A 14,513-nucleotide genomic window follows, 5' to 3' on the forward strand; every position below is an offset into this window, starting at 1 on the left:
TTTGCGTCTAATTAATTAGAAAACAGTGCTTCTATTATAACCAAAAAAACAGAGGGTGCGCAAAGCCCTCTGTTCATATAAATGATTTGATGTGTTTATTTGAGCACTCTAATTTTCACTCGTTTATTTCCCCATTGATAAGCTGCCGACTTATTTGGGACGAACACATCAATTTTATTCCCTTTTATAGCAGATCCAGTGTCTGATGCAACGGCATATCCATAGCCTTCCACATACACTTTAGAGCCTAGCGGAATGACACTCGGATCAACTGCTATGACCTTTGCACCCGGATTTGACTTCAAATTAAAGCCTGTCGACGTTCTGCCCGTACATCCAGCACAGCTCGCTGTATAGGCTGTCGACGTCACATAGAATTCTTTTCCTGACGATTCATTGCTTCTTGAAACCACAGGGGAAGCTTTAGGCTCCCTTTTGGATACTTGTGTACCAATGGCCACTAAACGATCCTTGCTATCTTTTTCAGTCACTTCTTTGATTAATTCTTTAGACACCACTTTGCCGTTTTCTTTCACAATGGCATAGTGCTTCTTCAATTTACCTTCTTCACCCTTTTTAAGCACCTTCTCTTTTCCTTTTTCAAGAGAGTGATCCTTTTTATGTTTGGTGTCAAAGGCAATCTTCTCTTCCACTACATCGGTGACTTTTTCCACCCGAGTGATCTGGATATCTGCGCTTTTTTTAGAAATGTTACTATGTAACGCAGGTTTGATCTTATCGTGCTTCTTGAGCCTCAGCTCTTGTTGCTTTAAAAAGTCAGCGACCGTAGTCGAAGTGGTCCACACCTTTTTATCCTTTCCTCCATCCTTTAAGCTGACCTGGAAGGCCTGCTGAACCACAAGATTCATATCCTTTTTAATCTTGTCATTCTTTCCTGGAGTCACTTGATCGTGCTTCCCAACATCTATCTTCTCATTCTTCAATAATGCTCCAACCGTCTGATCTGTTGTCCATATCGTTTTCTCTTTCCCATCTAGGGTCAGATGAACCGGAATAGCCGCATCATACACAATGTTCATATTGTCTTGAATCTTTGTATTTAGACTTGGAGAGATATGATCCTCCGCCCTGGTCCTTATCCCAAGGTCTGAAAGCAGCTGTGCTACTGTCTCTTCATGTGTACGAATTGTCTTTTCTTTACCATTGATTGAGATGGTAATAGACTGCTTAGTGAACTCATGCGCACCGTAAGCCGTCCCAGTTCCAGCTAAAAGCAAGCAAGCGACTAGTAATAAAACCTTGCCTTTTCCCAGCTTGACAGAAAACAGATTTTTCATTTTTTGTACGATGAAAAACGCCTCCTTCTCCTCGGAGAGATTATATAGAGTATCTCAAAACCTGTCAACCCTTCCACCCACTGTACAAAAATGCTCGATTGTAAACCTATTATGGGAGATTTATGGAAGGAAGGGAAGAAAGACTTATCGACAACTTATCCTATGAGGAGGCGCAAACGTGTAGAACTTTTTCGTTATGTTTCACAATTGGACAGGCTTAAACAAGGATTGACATCATATACTGTCAGTTTATGCGGAAAACTTTTTTCGCATTTTCTGTTGTCAATTCAGCAAGCTCTTCAAAGCTGATTTCTCGCAGCTCCGCAATCTGTTCTGCGATATATTTCACATAACTTGGCTCGTTACGTTTCCCTCTAAATGGCACTGGTGTTAAGTATGGGCAGTCTGTTTCGATCAAAAGTCGGTCACTTGGTATGTCCTTTACAACTTCCTTCGGTTTTTTGGCATTTTTAAATGTCACAGGTCCACCGAATGAAATATAAAAGTTCATATCTATGCAGGCTTTTGCGATTTCGAGGCTTCCTGTAAAACAGTGCATAATACCTCCAACATCAGCTGCTCCCTCTTCCTTTAAGATCGTCACGACATCCTCCGTTGCGTCACGGTTATGAATAACGATTGGAAGATTCACTTCTTTCGCAAGAGCAATTTGACGTCTAAAGACTTCCTTTTGCACATCTTTTGGCGACTTGTCCCAATAGTAATCCAGACCCATTTCTCCGATGGCAACGACCTTTTCATGCTGAGATAAATCTTTAATCCAAGCCAAGTCATCATCTGTCATATCAATAGCATCGACTGGATGCCAGCCGATTGCTGCATAAATGAAGTCATATTCTTCAATTAAGTCCATCGCTCTCGTAATCGTCGGTCGATCAAAGCCTACCACCACGATTCTCTCGACTTTTTCGCTTTTCGCTCTTTCGATTACCTGCTCTAAGTCCTCATTGTATTGTTCCGCATTTAAATGTGCATGTGTATCAAATAACATCGTTGATTGCTCCTTTCGACAATTCTTCTAAAAAACAAAAGGTGTTCGACGAAATGTTACACGTGGAACACCTTTGTTAATTTATAAAATTTTCGTTCCATTCGCTAGAGATTGATCTACTTCAAGGACCTGCAATTTCCCACCAGTTTCCCCAGTTAAAATCATCCCTTGAGAAATTTCTCCTCTTAGTTTAACTGGTGTGAGATTCGCTACGCAGACAAGCTTCTTCCCTACCAATTCATCTGGTTGATAATGCTTGGCAATCCCTGAGACAATTTGTCTTTTTTCAAATCCAAAATCAAGCTGAAGCTTTAAGAGACGATCCGCTTTTTTCACTGGTGCTGCTTCCAATACTTGTGCTACACGAAGATCGACTTTCGAAAAATCCTCAAAGGCAATCTCTGCTCCCAGTTCAGGTAATTCCGTTTCTTCTATTTCCGCTTTCTCTTCCTCTATCTTAGGCGCACTTCCTTGCATTTTCTCTTTAATGTACGCCACTTCTTCTTCAACCTCTAAACGCGGGAACAATGGCTCTCCCTTTTGTACCGTTGTCTGTTGAATCGCACCAAAAGAAAGAATGCTGTCCCAGCTTTTGAGCTTCTCATCTTCAATTCCAAGCTGGAAGAAGATTTTCTCAGGCGTTTTAGTTAAGAATGGTGTTAATAGCACGGCTGTGATTCGAAGTGATTCGGCTAAATGATACATAACAGAATGCAGTTCTTTTCGTTTCGTTTCATCCTTCGCTAACACCCATGGAGCTGTTTGATCAATATATTTATTGGTTCTGCTGATTAATGTCCAAACATTTGAAAGGGCCACTGAGAATTCAAGGTTTTCCATTGCTTCTTCGTAGGCTTTCACTGTTTGTTCAGCCATCGCTTTAAGCTCCTCATCAAATTCATTGACAGGACCCTTATAGCTGCTTAACGTACCGTCAAAATATTTTTGAACCATCGCAACCGTACGGTTAAGCAAGTTTCCTAAATCATTGGCAAGGTCATAGTTTACACGTTCCACGAATCCTTCTGGCGTAAACACACCATCTGCACCAAATGGTACTTCGCGAAGCAGATAATAACGAAGGGCATCGAGGCCATAGCGATCAATTAATGTGACCGGGTCTACGACGTTCCCTTTTGATTTCGACATTTTGCCATCTTTCATGAGCAGCCAGCCGTGTGCAAAAATTTGTTTCGGCAGTGGCAGATCAAGTGCCATCAGCATAATCGGCCAATAAATGGTATGGAAACGGACAATTTCCTTCCCTACAAGATGCACGTTGGCAGGCCAATATTTTTTATATTTTTCATCCTGATCTGTTCCATATCCAATCGCTGTTAAATAGTTAAATAATGCATCAATCCATACATAAATCACGTGTTTCGGATTATTAGGTACTTTAATTCCCCAATCGAAGGTTGTTCTTGATACAGCTAAATCCTCTAAACCTGGTTTGATGAAGTTATTGATCATTTCATTCTTTCTGGATTCAGGTTGAATGAACGATGGATTCTTTTCGTAATAGTCTAGTAAACGATCCGCATACTTACTCATACGGAAGAAATATGATTCCTCTTTAATCAATTCAACAGGGTGGCCGCTGTCAGGGCTTTTCCCGCCAATGACTTCGCCTTTCTCATTTCGTTCAACATCTACAAGCTGCGTTTCTGTATAAAATGTTTCATCAGGGATACTGTACCAGCCCTCATATTGATCTAAATAGATGTCCCCTTGATCAAGCAATTTTTGGAAGACTTGCTCTATGATTTTCGTATGTCTTTTTTCCGTTGTACGAATGAAATCATCATTTGAAATGTCGAGTTTCTTCCATAATGATTGAATGTCTGCAACGACCGGATCTAAATACTCGATCGGTGTAATATTTTGTTCTTCAGCTTTTTGTTGAATTTTTTGTCCGTGCTCATCTGTACCCGTTAAATACATCACATCATAGCCTTGCAGACGTTTATAACGAGCCATGGCATCCCCTGCCACAGTCGTATAAGCATGTCCAATATGTAATTTTCCGCTCGGATAGTAAATAGGTGTTGTCAGATAAAACGTTTTTTTCTTTTCCGGCATGTCGGAACCTCCTGCTTGTGTGTAAATGTCAAAAACTCCCGCCCAATGGACGAGAGCGGTTATCTTCACTTCATTAAAATGTTAGATCATTTCATTATATTTTGCACTTGTGCTTTCTCTATGATACCATCTTAGCCTTTAAGATCAAGCATATATACATAGAAGAAGATGAAATGATCGAAAAAGATGAGTTTTTCGAAAAAAACGACAAACCGCTCGACATTTTGTCGAATATTGTCGTATAAAATCTATTTCCAGATTTACAATTGGCTAATTTAGGGCAAAAGTCTTGTCAATCTGTTCTCGTCATTTCGCATATTTCCATAGATGAAGTCCACAAAATCCTTATACACCAATAGTTTCAAGGTCCTTGACTTTAAGAGTCATATTTTACAAACAATAGTAAACAAAATGATTGACGATTTATGGAAACCTTGTTATGCTAGGAATGTAAGGAATTTGTCGAATAATGACGAAGATAATATTATATTAAGAATAAGAACTCTTTGGGAGGAGAATGAAGATGAAATCTACAGGTATTGTACGTAAAGTTGACGAATTAGGGCGCGTGGTGATTCCAATCGAACTTCGCCGTACACTAGGAATCGCTGAAAAAGACGCTTTGGAAATTTATGTTGATGATGAAAAAATTATCCTAAAAAAATATAAACCAAACATGACTTGCCAAGTAACAGGTGAAGTATCAGACGATAACCTTAAACTTGCTAATGGTAAATTAGTTCTTAGCCGTGAAGGTGCAGAGCAAATCATTAACGAAATCCAAAACCAACTTCAATCACAAAAATAAGGTTCATATAAAAAGGTTCTTGCATCGTTTGCAAGAACCTTTCTTTATTGTTCAATGTGATAAGCATCGTATATCATACGCTTTGGTACACCGCGCTCGACAGCTGTACGTTTAATCGCTTCCTTCGACGTCAATCCTTCCTCTATGTAATGGATCACGTGTTCTTTTTCAGATAAGGACTTCCACCAGACTTCTTCATTCAGTTCTTCTTCATCCTGATCATTTCCTTGTACCACAAGACAGAATTCGCCGCGAATTTGTTGTTCCGCCGCCCACGTCAGCACGTACTCTAAATCTCCACGAATAAACTCTTCGAATTTTTTCGTGAGCTCTCTCGTAATCGCAATGTTCCGGTTCCCCCACACTTCCTTCATCACAGTCAGCGTCTCTTTTAACCGGTGGGGCGCTTCATAGAAAATGATCGTTTCTTGGCGTTTCTTCAATGCTTCCAGCTGTTTTTTCTTTTCCTTTTTTTGACGATCAAGAAAACCGTAAAAGAAAAATGGCTGTGGTGCGATCCCAGACGCAATGAGCGCCGTTAATGCTGCGTTTGCACCAGGTAGCGGAATGACATAGCCTCCGATGCTTGTAAAGTCTCGAACCACTTCCGCTCCTGGATCAGAAATCGTCGGTAAACCTGCATCGCTCACGAGTGCGATGTTTTTGCCTTCTTTTAACCACTCGATTAACTTGTAACCACTGCTGCCTTTGTTATGCTCATGATAACTCGTTAACGGTGTATCAATCTCATAGACATGACAAAGCTTTTTCGTTTGTCTTGTATCTTCTGCGGCAATATAGTCTACATCTTTTAACGTTTGTATCGCACGAAATGTCATATCTTCTAAGTTCCCAATTGGGGTTGGTACGAGATAAAGAATACCCATGTCTGATTGACCGTCAAAGCTTTTCTGTGTCTTTTTCATGTGCCGCCTCCTTTTCCATTCGCATTTCTTCTATATAAATATCTTTCTTTTGACGTGTCCACGTTTTGAAACGATATTCTTGCTGCATGGCTTCTCTTTTGGTAGAAAAACATTCATGGTAATAAAGCTCAACCGGCCGTCTCGCTCTTGTATATTTTGCTCCCTTTCCACTATTGTGGGTCGCCAGCCTTTTTTGTAAGTCATTTGTATACCCAGCATACAAACTGCCATCTGCACATTTCAATACATAAAAGTAATGATTATGCTTCTCCATATAGTATCGTCCTGATTTCTTCTGTATACTCTTGGTCTTCTCCATAAACAAAGAGGGGCGGCAGGATTTTCAAATCTGGTTTTCCATCTTTTATACCTTCTACTAAGATTGTATTGGCTTCTTTCCCCTGTTTCGGATAAACAAATTGAATTCGCTTTGGCTCAATTCGGTATTTTTTCATCATTTCAATCATCTCAAGCAGCCGTCCTGGGCGGTGAACCATTGCCAGTTTGCCCCCTTGCTTCAGCAAAGTGGAAGAAACACGAATCACATCTTCTAATGTACAATGAATTTCATGCCGTGCAATCGCCAAATATTCATTTTCATTGATTTCATCCTTAGAGGGTGTCTTAAAATATGGTGGATTACATGTGATCACATCTACTTTATGATTGCCATAGCGTTCTGGCATATCATTCAAATCTCCATGAATCAACTCAATCTGATGTTCTAATTGATTATGCTCCACACTTCTCTTTGCCATATCAAATAGGCGTTCTTGAATTTCAACACCTGTAATTGAAGCCTTAGATCGAGTTGAAAGCAGCAATGGCACGATACCATTTCCGGTACAAAGATCAATGATCTCCCCTTTTTGAATCGGTACATACGCAAATTTTGCTAATAACACCGCATCCAATGAAAAGGCGAACACCGTTTTACTTTGAATAATTTTCATATCTTCTGCGAGCAAGTAATCTAAACGTTCATCTTCTCTTAACGAAACCATGATGTATCCTTTCTTTTCCTGTGAAAAAGGCTCCCGATTCAGCGGAAGCCTTTTCTCATTTTTTATTTAAAAATGACAGACAGAACAAACAGTCTCCCTCTTTACGAATGCTCCCATAATGTACATTACAAATATGGAAGCCTTCCTGATATAACCGAGCAAGGTTATCATGACCTTCTCCTATATCAGAATGACTTGGCTTCTGAGCAGAATCATTCTCCGCCTCAGATGATTTGTCTCGATCGGACTGATCCAGACGTTCACGCAAGTGCTGATTCTCCATCTGAAGCTGGTGATTTTCTTCAATCACTTCACCGATATGATTTTTCAAATCACCTAGCTGGCGATAAAGAGAACCGATTTGTTCTTCTAAATTGATCACCGTATCAAATAGTTCCTTTTTATCCAAGGTGGCACACCTCGTTACTCAGTTGTTTGTGCAGATACAACGCCTTCTTGTAATAATTCTTCCCAAGTATATTCTATCACTTTTTCTTGCCCGGTTAATTCAACTTGCAAAATTCGTTCTAAAATATTGAGCCCTACTACCTTTGCAGAGCCATTAGACGTCTGAATCGTTTCACCGATGTCCGGTAATTGTTCTTTCGCTGTTTCATACTCATCATTCTCGTATTTTAAGCAGCACATCAAACGGCCGCAAAGCCCTGAAATTTTCGTAGGGTTTAACGACAGGTTCTGATCCTTTGCCATTTTAATGGACACTGGTTCGAAATCTCCTAAGAATGTCGAACAACAAAGCATTCGTCCACAAGGACCAATACCGCCTAGCATTTTTGCCTCGTCTCTTACACCAATCTGGCGAAGTTCAATTCTTGTCTTGAAGATCGATGCAAGATCCTTTACCAGCTCGCGGAAATCGACTCTGCCGTCCGCTGTGAAGTAGAAGATGACCTTGTTTCGGTCAAATGTAAATTCAACATCGACGAGCTTCATTTCTAAGCCATGTTCGCTTACTTTCTGAAGACATGTATCAAAGGCTGCCATCGCTGCTTCTTTGTTTTCCTCAACGATGAGCCGATCTCGTTCGTCTGCTACACGAATCACCTTACGTAGAGGCAGGACGACATCATGTTCATCTACTTTTTTATTCGCGATGACCACTTGTCCGTACTCAACACCTCTGACCGTTTCGACAATGACACAACTATCATTTTCTATATGAAATCCATTAGGATCGAAATAATAGATTTTGCCCGCTTTTTTAAAGCGAACACCAATTACGTTGTACAAACTTATCCCTCCTGCAACATCAACACCAATTGCTCCATTAGCCCTTGGGCATTCACGTTGGATTGAAGTCTCTTTTTCGCTTCTAATACAGCAAGGATCTGATTCGTCACCATCTGCTGTGTGGAATGCAGCGCGTGCTGCTTCATTGTCTGGAATAAGTCTTGATAAATGACTTTATCTTCATTTCCTATTTGAATCGACAATACATCACGATATATAAATAAAAGCATATCCAGACCTGTTTCTTGAAGGTCTTTCTCTTTGAAAAAAGGCATCCATTGATCCTGTATATAAAAAAATGCATGTTCTTTTCGCTGGTGTAAGACTTCATACAATTTTATCACTTTCGCTCTCGACTCTGCAAACTGATCATTTCGACTTAATTCGAGTGCTTCTGCTAAATTATTCGTTAAATTCGACAAAAGCCTTGCAAGATGCTGTGATACGCCTTCTTGTAAAAGCTGCTGCTCCAAAGATTGAGGCTGCAACGGCTGAAAGCTGAGCATTTGACATCTTGAAATAATCGTATCCAGCATTTTATGCGATTGCTCAGTGATTAAAACCGCCATCGTTTCCCGGTTAGGCTCCTCTAGGAACTTCAATAAACTGTTCGCGGCATTGACCGTCATTTTGTCCGCATGAAGAATGATATACATTTTCCGGTGCGATTCTACACCTGCTTTTGTAAACTCCTCCTGCAACGCCTGCACTTGCGCTTTCTTAATTGATTGACCATCAGGCTGCACTACATGTAAATCTGGATGGTTTCCTGACTCAATCCTTTTGCAGTTTTGACAGGACTCACATGGTTTCACTCCTGCTTCCAAGCAAAAAAAGCTCTTAGCCAAAAGCATCGCCGCATCTAGCTTTCCTGTCCCTTTTTTTCCTTCAAATAAGTAAGCATGAGCCAGTCGGTCTTTATCAATACTATTAAAAATCAGCCGCATGACGCGCGGCTGCAAATCATTCATGTCATCCCAGCTAATTGCCATGTTATCACTCTCTATGTGTAAAGGTTAATCAATAAACCTTTTATTTCTCCAATACGTTCAAGCAAATCAATAGAGGGTTTCTCTTGGTCCATCATATCCTCTGTTAATTCAAGAAGCTTTTCATCTAATGCTTTGACTAAAGCGAGTGTTCGCGTGTTGCCATAAAGGTCAAAGCTTCTTGACGTCTCTATATTCAATCCATTATCGACTGTCTCTTTTACAAAGCGTCTCACCAGTCCTTTAAACCTCGCCAAATCCTTTAGGTTTCGAGACTTTGTCAGCTTTTTACCGAACACTTCGATATCACTCAACATGACCGTCAGTTGTTCTAATCGCATTTTGCCGCTTTGCGTCTCCATAGAAGCTTTAAAAGAACCAGCTGTCTGGCCTCCTTTAATCGCTTGAAGCTCACGCTTTTCTAAAAGCAGCCGCATATCTTGATTAATTTTCACAGCAACCCATCCTTAAAATTGATGAAATTGTTCAACTGGCAGAATAAAGACAGTAGCTCCACCAACTTCAACCTCAACAGGGTATGGTACGTATGAATCTGCATTTCCACCCATTGGTGATACGGGTGCGATCATTTGATCACGTTTACGGCAATTTTCCTTTATAAGCTGTAATGCCTTATCCACCCGGACATCATCACAACCAATGATAAAAGTCGTATTTCCAGACTTTAAAAACCCACCAGTTGAAGCTAATTTTGTCACGCCGAATTGATGTTCAGTCAATATCTTCAACAACTTGCTGCTATCTTGGTCCTGTACAACGGCAACAATTAATTTCATTTGATTGGCCTCCTTCGTTTTAGGCACAGGTGACATGCCGATGTCTTCCTCTATATTATAACAACGATTGGGAATTAGGTCATTTTTGATTTTTCTTTAATGTGTCCTGGATCAACTGAAGCACTTCTTCATAGACAGCCTGCATCGGCTGAGACGCATCCACTACACGGAATCGTTCTGGTGATTGCGCAATCAGCAATTCATAGCCTTCTCTGACCATCTCATGGAAATTCAGGGTCTCCATGTCTAATCGATTTTTTTCTCTTCCTTGATTGGCATCGATTCGTTTGAGGCCTTCCTCAGGTGTAATGGAAAAGTAAATGGTCATTTGCGGCATTGTACCATTAATGGCAAAATCGTTAATTGATTTTACTTCTTCAATTCCAAGCCCTCTCGCATACCCTTGATAAGCAAGTGAGCTATCGACAAAACGATCACATAGGACCGTGTCTCCGCGCTGCAATGCCGGTTCTACCTTTTCAACCAAATGCTGCCTTCTTGCTGCTGCATAAAGCAATGCCTCTGTTTTCGCATCCATTTTTGTATTTTTTTCATTTAAAATGACTTCACGAATCTGCTCTGCAATTTCGATGCCGCCCGGCTCCCGTGTCGCCATCACTGCATATCCTTGTCGTTCCATTTCCTCGTACACTTTTCGAATCACTGTCGTTTTTCCGGCACCCTCTGGCCCTTCAAACGTAATAAACATACCGCTCATAGTGTCTCCTCTTCTATATAAACATATAATTTTCTCTGATGAATCACCTGACTTGCTTGAATATGAACGTAATGTCCAAGCAAACGGCTTAACGTCGAAATTTGCTCTGCCTCAATACGCTCTCCCTTAATCATCAAAGGAATGCCCGGCGGATAGGGAATGACCGATTCTGCACTGATCCGGCCTGCTGCTTTTTCAAATGGGACGGCTTCTATGTCTTGTCTTTGATGATCGATCTCTATAGATGACGTTCCCTTTTGAAGATGCTCATTTTTTTCGAGCAATGATTCACTTTGCTCAAGGGCCTGCTCTATGACTGAAAAAGGAATATCCTCACCCTGTTCTAGACCTAAAACAAGCAAGACCTGGTGTTCATCCGCAAGTTCTGGGTGAATCTCCACCGATTCAAGTACTTGTTTTAGTTCATAGCCTGTCAGCCCTGTTGTTGAACGAATAACGCATTTTAATGGATCGATAGGTAGCGAGTCAGACTCGATCACTTCGAGATAAGTCAGACGGTTAAACTGTTCTTTCAGTTCTTCCAGCCCTCTTATGATTCCAGCCAATTTCCCTTTTTCCTTGATCTCCTCGACATAAGCTCTCGCCACATCTAAAGAGGCCATAATCGGATAAGAAGGTGAACTGCTTTGAAGCATCGTTAGCAGTGTTTTCATGCGTTTCGCATCAATTCGGTTCCCTTGAAGATGAAGATAGGAACCCATCGTCATCGCTGGAAGGGTTTTATGTGCTGATTGTACCACCACGTCCGCTCCGTAGGAAAGAGCAGATGGAGGAAAGGCGCCGCCTAATACAAAATGCGCACCATGTGCCTCATCAACCAAAACAATCATGCCTGCTTCATGACACATATGAATCAGCTTGGATAAATCAGCTGCATGTCCGTAGTAATTCGGATAAGTCAAAACGATTGCCCGGCAGTTAGGATGTTTTGCCATGGCTTTTTTGACTGTTTCGTAAGCAACATGTGTTGGCACGTGCAACTTTGGATCAATCTCAGTTTCTAACATCATAGGTGTTGCTCCTGCAAGCTCAATCGCATGGAAAACAGACTTATGACAATTTCTCTGCACAAAAATCTCGTCTCCAGGCCCACATGAAGCCATCACCATCGCCAAATTTCCGACGGTTGTACCATTCACAAGGAAAAAGCTTCGATCTGAACCATATAGCTTTGCCAATAATTCCTCTGCCTCTTGAATCACACCAGTCGGGTGGTGGAGATCATCTAACCCTTCAAGCTCAGTCACATCCAGCTCAAGGATAGATGCATAATAAGACCGTGCCTCATCAAAAAAGACATCTCCGTTGTGATGTCCTGGAACGTGAAAAGAATAAGGTCTCTTTTCCGCATGTTGTGCTAATGCTGTATATAAAGGTGTTTTCAAACTAATCGACCCTTTTCACTTAAACAATATCTTATGTCTATTATAACGTTCAAACATGTGAACCGAAAGATGGTTTCTCATTCCTTTATTGGTTTATGATTCGCCAGCTTTTGCTCTGCTTCGTACATGTTGCTTTTTAATTGAGCCCGCTCTTGGCTCCCATGTTCTTGGACCTCTAACGTTTCCTGTAATGTTTCGGCTAATTGACGTTGAACTTTTTTCAACGTTTCTATAGGTGTGAGAGATGCCTCTTCAAGAAGCTGTCCTTGCTGCTTCGATACCTTTTCATATGTTTGCTGGATTCGCTGCTCAAGGGCTGAATTGGCTTGCTCATGAATATGTGTTAATGCAATCGACATTTGGTTAATCCATAGAGGAATAGAAGCGGAAACAGTTGATTGAATATGGTTGGCTAATGTATGATTCGTATGCTGAATCATCCGGATTTGAGCATTACATTGCAGTGCAATTTGCCGGCTTAACAGCAGATCATACTTCCGTTCTTTCAATCTCTCCAAATATTCTTCCTCATTTACTTCCTGACTCATCAATTTCTCCTCTAATGTCGGATTATGAGAATGTTTCGCTTCTGATAGGGCCTGCTGCTCTACCTGTGTCAATTTCACTTCCACTGCTGCAAGCTGTAGCGTCATCTCTTGGAAATATGATTGATTTTCTTCAAATAAACGCTCTAATAACTTATGATCCGAGATTAATACGCCTCTTGCGTAACGGAGCCTTGCTGATAATCTATCCATCTGAGCTTCTGCTTGTTTAAAACGAGAAATGATCTCCTGAGTAGAACGCTTCCCCCGTTGAAATAATTTCAAAAAAAAGCCCTGCTTTTTTGGCAGTAAATCCTCGGGCTCCACTAAATGTAGTTGCTGCAAAAAAGCTTCAAGCACATCTCCTATTTGATCGATGTCTTTTTTCTCAACATATTTCATCATGTGTTGTGATTGTTCCAATAATCGCTCCTGCACTCGTGTACCATAGAAAAGCAGCTTTTGCGGATGGTCAGGGATCTTGTCAGCACGCTGAATAGCCTCTTGTTTCTCCTCATCAGATAAGGTATCAAACACCCGAAACTGAAGATCTGTAGTAGATGCAGGTAATGGTGTGGCTTGATCTTCTGGTTTCATCCCGTTTGACCCCTTTCATTTTATTTTTTGATCATTTTACCTGCGACTTCAAGTTCAATATGAAGAGCTTCTATGTCTCTTCCTAAAACTTGCTGCAAATCATTCGTCAATTGCTTTTGCAGCTCTGTCAACGTCACTCGAGTTTGGCTCAGTGCCATTTCAAGTTCATGACTACGATTAGGCTGATTATACAGTAGTGCATATTTTTCGGTTAGTTCAACGACAGAATCCAAACTTTCAAAATAAAACCGCTGTGCATCATAAAATCGATTTGGCTCCTTTTTTGTAATCGTATAGATTCGTCGTGCAAGCCGAAGGATTTCATAATTATGTTTGATCGTCTGTACGTTCTTCACAGCAAATAAAGCTTTCTTTAAACGCACCAGCTTTTGTCCTGCTTCTTTTAAATGCTGTTTGATATATACATAATCACTACGAGACAGTCCGTGTTTCTTTAAAAATAACTGGAAAGCAATCCATCTGCTTCCTACAAACATCCCGCCCCACCCAATCATCGCATACAATATTGATAATCCAACATGATGATGGAAAACCCCAATACTGACAGTCAAAATCACAATCGAGAAAAGAGTAGAGAGGATGGCCCATATAAATGTGAAAAAGATTGATTTCATGTTCATCGACTCCTATGAATAATCAGGCTCTCTGTTTATCTTATTATTTATTACGGTTGATGTCCAAACTAAGTTCCAAAAAACAGGCCCAATCCTTTAGAGTTCATAAAAAAAGACCATCTAATGGTCTATGAATACAAAGGCGGCGTATGAAGATTTTTAAGCTTTCTAACATAATCGGCATAGCTAGGATCCGAGGTCGATGTAGAAATTAACTTTCGCTCACAGTCTCGGCACAAAAACTGATGATATAAATAAATTCCATTTGTCTTTTTCTCTTCACAAATCAAACAAACCGCTTCTCGCTCTTTTTTGCTCATTGTGACACCTCCACTTATAGCTTCAGTATGCCCTAGCGCTTTCAATTGTATACAAAATTAAGAATGTTTTAGATGATAGTTTAGTATATGTATCCATGCCAGATCGAGTGTTTGTTCCTTTTCGT

17 protein-coding genes are annotated in these 14,513 nt (G+C 40.6%); 1 reads left to right on the forward strand and 16 read right to left on the reverse strand.

What is annotated here, in order from left to right:
* Positions 1-95 precede the first annotated feature (95 nt).
* From IEE86_RS17535 to metG, 3 genes are all read right to left on the reverse strand, one after another.
* The gene (locus tag IEE86_RS17535; protein WP_191098321.1) at positions 96-1,298 is read right to left on the reverse strand and encodes a G5 and 3D domain-containing protein; all 1,203 of its coding nucleotides are present in this window, start codon (positions 1,296-1,298) and stop codon (positions 96-98) included.
* A gap of 244 nt (positions 1,299-1,542) precedes the next feature.
* Complete coding sequence (locus tag IEE86_RS17540) at positions 1,543-2,310, reverse strand: TatD family hydrolase (RefSeq protein ID WP_191098322.1); 768 nt, start codon at positions 2,308-2,310, stop codon at positions 1,543-1,545.
* An 81-nt stretch (positions 2,311-2,391) separates the two neighbouring features.
* Positions 2,392-4,392, reverse strand: coding sequence for a methionine--tRNA ligase (gene metG / locus IEE86_RS17545; RefSeq protein WP_191098323.1), 2,001 nt, complete (start codon positions 4,390-4,392; stop codon positions 2,392-2,394).
* Positions 4,393-4,909: 517 nt separating this feature from the next.
* Between metG and IEE86_RS17550 the strand changes: the two genes are divergently transcribed.
* Entirely contained in the window at positions 4,910-5,200 is a 291-nt protein-coding gene (locus tag IEE86_RS17550; RefSeq protein WP_087975202.1) for an AbrB/MazE/SpoVT family DNA-binding domain-containing protein, read from the forward strand.
* 44 nt (positions 5,201-5,244) lie between these two features.
* On the opposite strand, the gene rsmI is transcribed toward IEE86_RS17550, so the two are convergent.
* From rsmI to IEE86_RS17615, 13 genes are all read right to left on the reverse strand, one after another.
* Positions 5,245-6,126 carry a 16S rRNA (cytidine(1402)-2'-O)-methyltransferase gene (gene rsmI / locus IEE86_RS17555; RefSeq protein WP_191098324.1) on the reverse strand — a complete coding sequence of 294 codons (882 nt, stop codon included), beginning with the start codon at positions 6,124-6,126 and terminating at the stop codon, positions 5,245-5,247.
* A complete protein-coding gene (locus IEE86_RS17560; RefSeq protein ID WP_191098325.1) occupies positions 6,101-6,400 on the reverse strand; it encodes a GIY-YIG nuclease family protein in 300 nt (99 codons plus the stop codon). Before IEE86_RS17560 ends, rsmI begins: the two co-directional genes overlap by 26 nt.
* Complete coding sequence (locus IEE86_RS17565) at positions 6,387-7,130, reverse strand: tRNA1(Val) (adenine(37)-N6)-methyltransferase (protein ID WP_191098326.1); 744 nt, start codon at positions 7,128-7,130, stop codon at positions 6,387-6,389. Before IEE86_RS17565 ends, IEE86_RS17560 begins: the two co-directional genes overlap by 14 nt.
* A gap of 55 nt (positions 7,131-7,185) precedes the next feature.
* Positions 7,186-7,539 (reverse strand): DNA replication initiation control protein YabA, encoded by a 354-nt coding sequence (yabA, locus tag IEE86_RS17570; RefSeq protein WP_024425629.1) that lies wholly within the window; start codon positions 7,537-7,539, stop codon positions 7,186-7,188.
* A gap of 14 nt (positions 7,540-7,553) precedes the next feature.
* A complete protein-coding gene (gene ricT / locus IEE86_RS17575; RefSeq protein ID WP_007496230.1) occupies positions 7,554-8,381 on the reverse strand; it encodes a competence/sporulation regulator complex protein RicT in 828 nt (275 codons plus the stop codon).
* A gap of 2 nt (positions 8,382-8,383) precedes the next feature.
* Positions 8,384-9,373, reverse strand: a complete 990-nt coding sequence (gene holB / locus IEE86_RS17580) for a DNA polymerase III subunit delta' (RefSeq protein ID WP_191098327.1) — start codon at positions 9,371-9,373, stop codon at positions 8,384-8,386.
* Between the two features lie 11 nt (positions 9,374-9,384).
* On the reverse strand, positions 9,385-9,825 hold the full coding sequence (locus IEE86_RS17585) for a YaaR family protein (RefSeq protein WP_191098328.1): 441 nt from the start codon (positions 9,823-9,825) through the stop codon (positions 9,385-9,387).
* A 12-nt stretch (positions 9,826-9,837) separates the two neighbouring features.
* A complete protein-coding gene (locus IEE86_RS17590; protein WP_012008640.1) occupies positions 9,838-10,167 on the reverse strand; it encodes a cyclic-di-AMP receptor in 330 nt (109 codons plus the stop codon).
* Between the two features lie 79 nt (positions 10,168-10,246).
* Complete coding sequence (gene tmk / locus IEE86_RS17595) at positions 10,247-10,885, reverse strand: dTMP kinase (RefSeq protein WP_191098329.1); 639 nt, start codon at positions 10,883-10,885, stop codon at positions 10,247-10,249.
* On the reverse strand, positions 10,882-12,291 hold the full coding sequence (locus IEE86_RS17600) for an aminotransferase class I/II-fold pyridoxal phosphate-dependent enzyme (RefSeq protein WP_191098330.1): 1,410 nt from the start codon (positions 12,289-12,291) through the stop codon (positions 10,882-10,884). The genes tmk and IEE86_RS17600 overlap by 4 nt, the downstream gene beginning before the upstream one ends.
* Positions 12,292-12,368: 77 nt before the next feature.
* Positions 12,369-13,433, reverse strand: coding sequence for a toxic anion resistance protein (locus IEE86_RS17605; protein WP_191098331.1), 1,065 nt, complete (start codon positions 13,431-13,433; stop codon positions 12,369-12,371).
* 20 nt (positions 13,434-13,453) lie between these two features.
* Positions 13,454-14,068, reverse strand: coding sequence for a 5-bromo-4-chloroindolyl phosphate hydrolysis family protein (locus tag IEE86_RS17610; protein WP_191098332.1), 615 nt, complete (start codon positions 14,066-14,068; stop codon positions 13,454-13,456).
* A 128-nt stretch (positions 14,069-14,196) separates the two neighbouring features.
* Positions 14,197-14,388, reverse strand: coding sequence for a sigma factor G inhibitor Gin (locus IEE86_RS17615; RefSeq protein WP_191098333.1), 192 nt, complete (start codon positions 14,386-14,388; stop codon positions 14,197-14,199).
* Positions 14,389-14,513 lie beyond the last annotated feature (125 nt).

It is taken from the genome of Bacillus crepusculi (genome assembly GCF_014764715.1).
GTDB lineage: Bacteria > Bacillota > Bacilli > Bacillales > Bacillaceae > Bacillus.

What these genes read in the sequence shown, in the direction of transcription:
- tmk (WP_191098329.1), bottom strand. Translation starts at nt 10,885, where the DNA reads ATGAGCGGTATGTTTATTACGTTTGAAGGGCCAGAGGGTGCCGGAAAA.
- IEE86_RS17550 (WP_087975202.1), top strand. Translation starts at nt 4,910, where the DNA reads ATGAAGATGAAATCTACAGGTATTGTACGTAAAGTTGACGAATTAGGG.
- rsmI (WP_191098324.1), bottom strand. Translation starts at nt 6,126, where the DNA reads ATGAAAAAGACACAGAAAAGCTTTGACGGTCAATCAGACATGGGTATT.
- IEE86_RS17560 (WP_191098325.1), bottom strand. Translation starts at nt 6,400, where the DNA reads ATGGAGAAGCATAATCATTACTTTTATGTATTGAAATGTGCAGATGGC.
- IEE86_RS17565 (WP_191098326.1), bottom strand. Translation starts at nt 7,130, where the DNA reads ATGGTTTCGTTAAGAGAAGATGAACGTTTAGATTACTTGCTCGCAGAA.
- holB (WP_191098327.1), bottom strand. Translation starts at nt 9,373, where the DNA reads ATGGCAATTAGCTGGGATGACATGAATGATTTGCAGCCGCGCGTCATG.
- IEE86_RS17610 (WP_191098332.1), bottom strand. Translation starts at nt 14,068, where the DNA reads ATGAAATCAATCTTTTTCACATTTATATGGGCCATCCTCTCTACTCTT.
- IEE86_RS17605 (WP_191098331.1), bottom strand. Translation starts at nt 13,433, where the DNA reads ATGAAACCAGAAGATCAAGCCACACCATTACCTGCATCTACTACAGAT.
- IEE86_RS17590 (WP_012008640.1), bottom strand. Translation starts at nt 10,167, where the DNA reads ATGAAATTAATTGTTGCCGTTGTACAGGACCAAGATAGCAGCAAGTTG.
- metG (WP_191098323.1), bottom strand. Translation starts at nt 4,392, where the DNA reads ATGCCGGAAAAGAAAAAAACGTTTTATCTGACAACACCTATTTACTAT.
- IEE86_RS17540 (WP_191098322.1), bottom strand. Translation starts at nt 2,310, where the DNA reads ATGTTATTTGATACACATGCACATTTAAATGCGGAACAATACAATGAG.
- IEE86_RS17535 (WP_191098321.1), bottom strand. Translation starts at nt 1,298, where the DNA reads ATGAAAAATCTGTTTTCTGTCAAGCTGGGAAAAGGCAAGGTTTTATTA.
- IEE86_RS17615 (WP_191098333.1), bottom strand. Translation starts at nt 14,388, where the DNA reads ATGAGCAAAAAAGAGCGAGAAGCGGTTTGTTTGATTTGTGAAGAGAAA.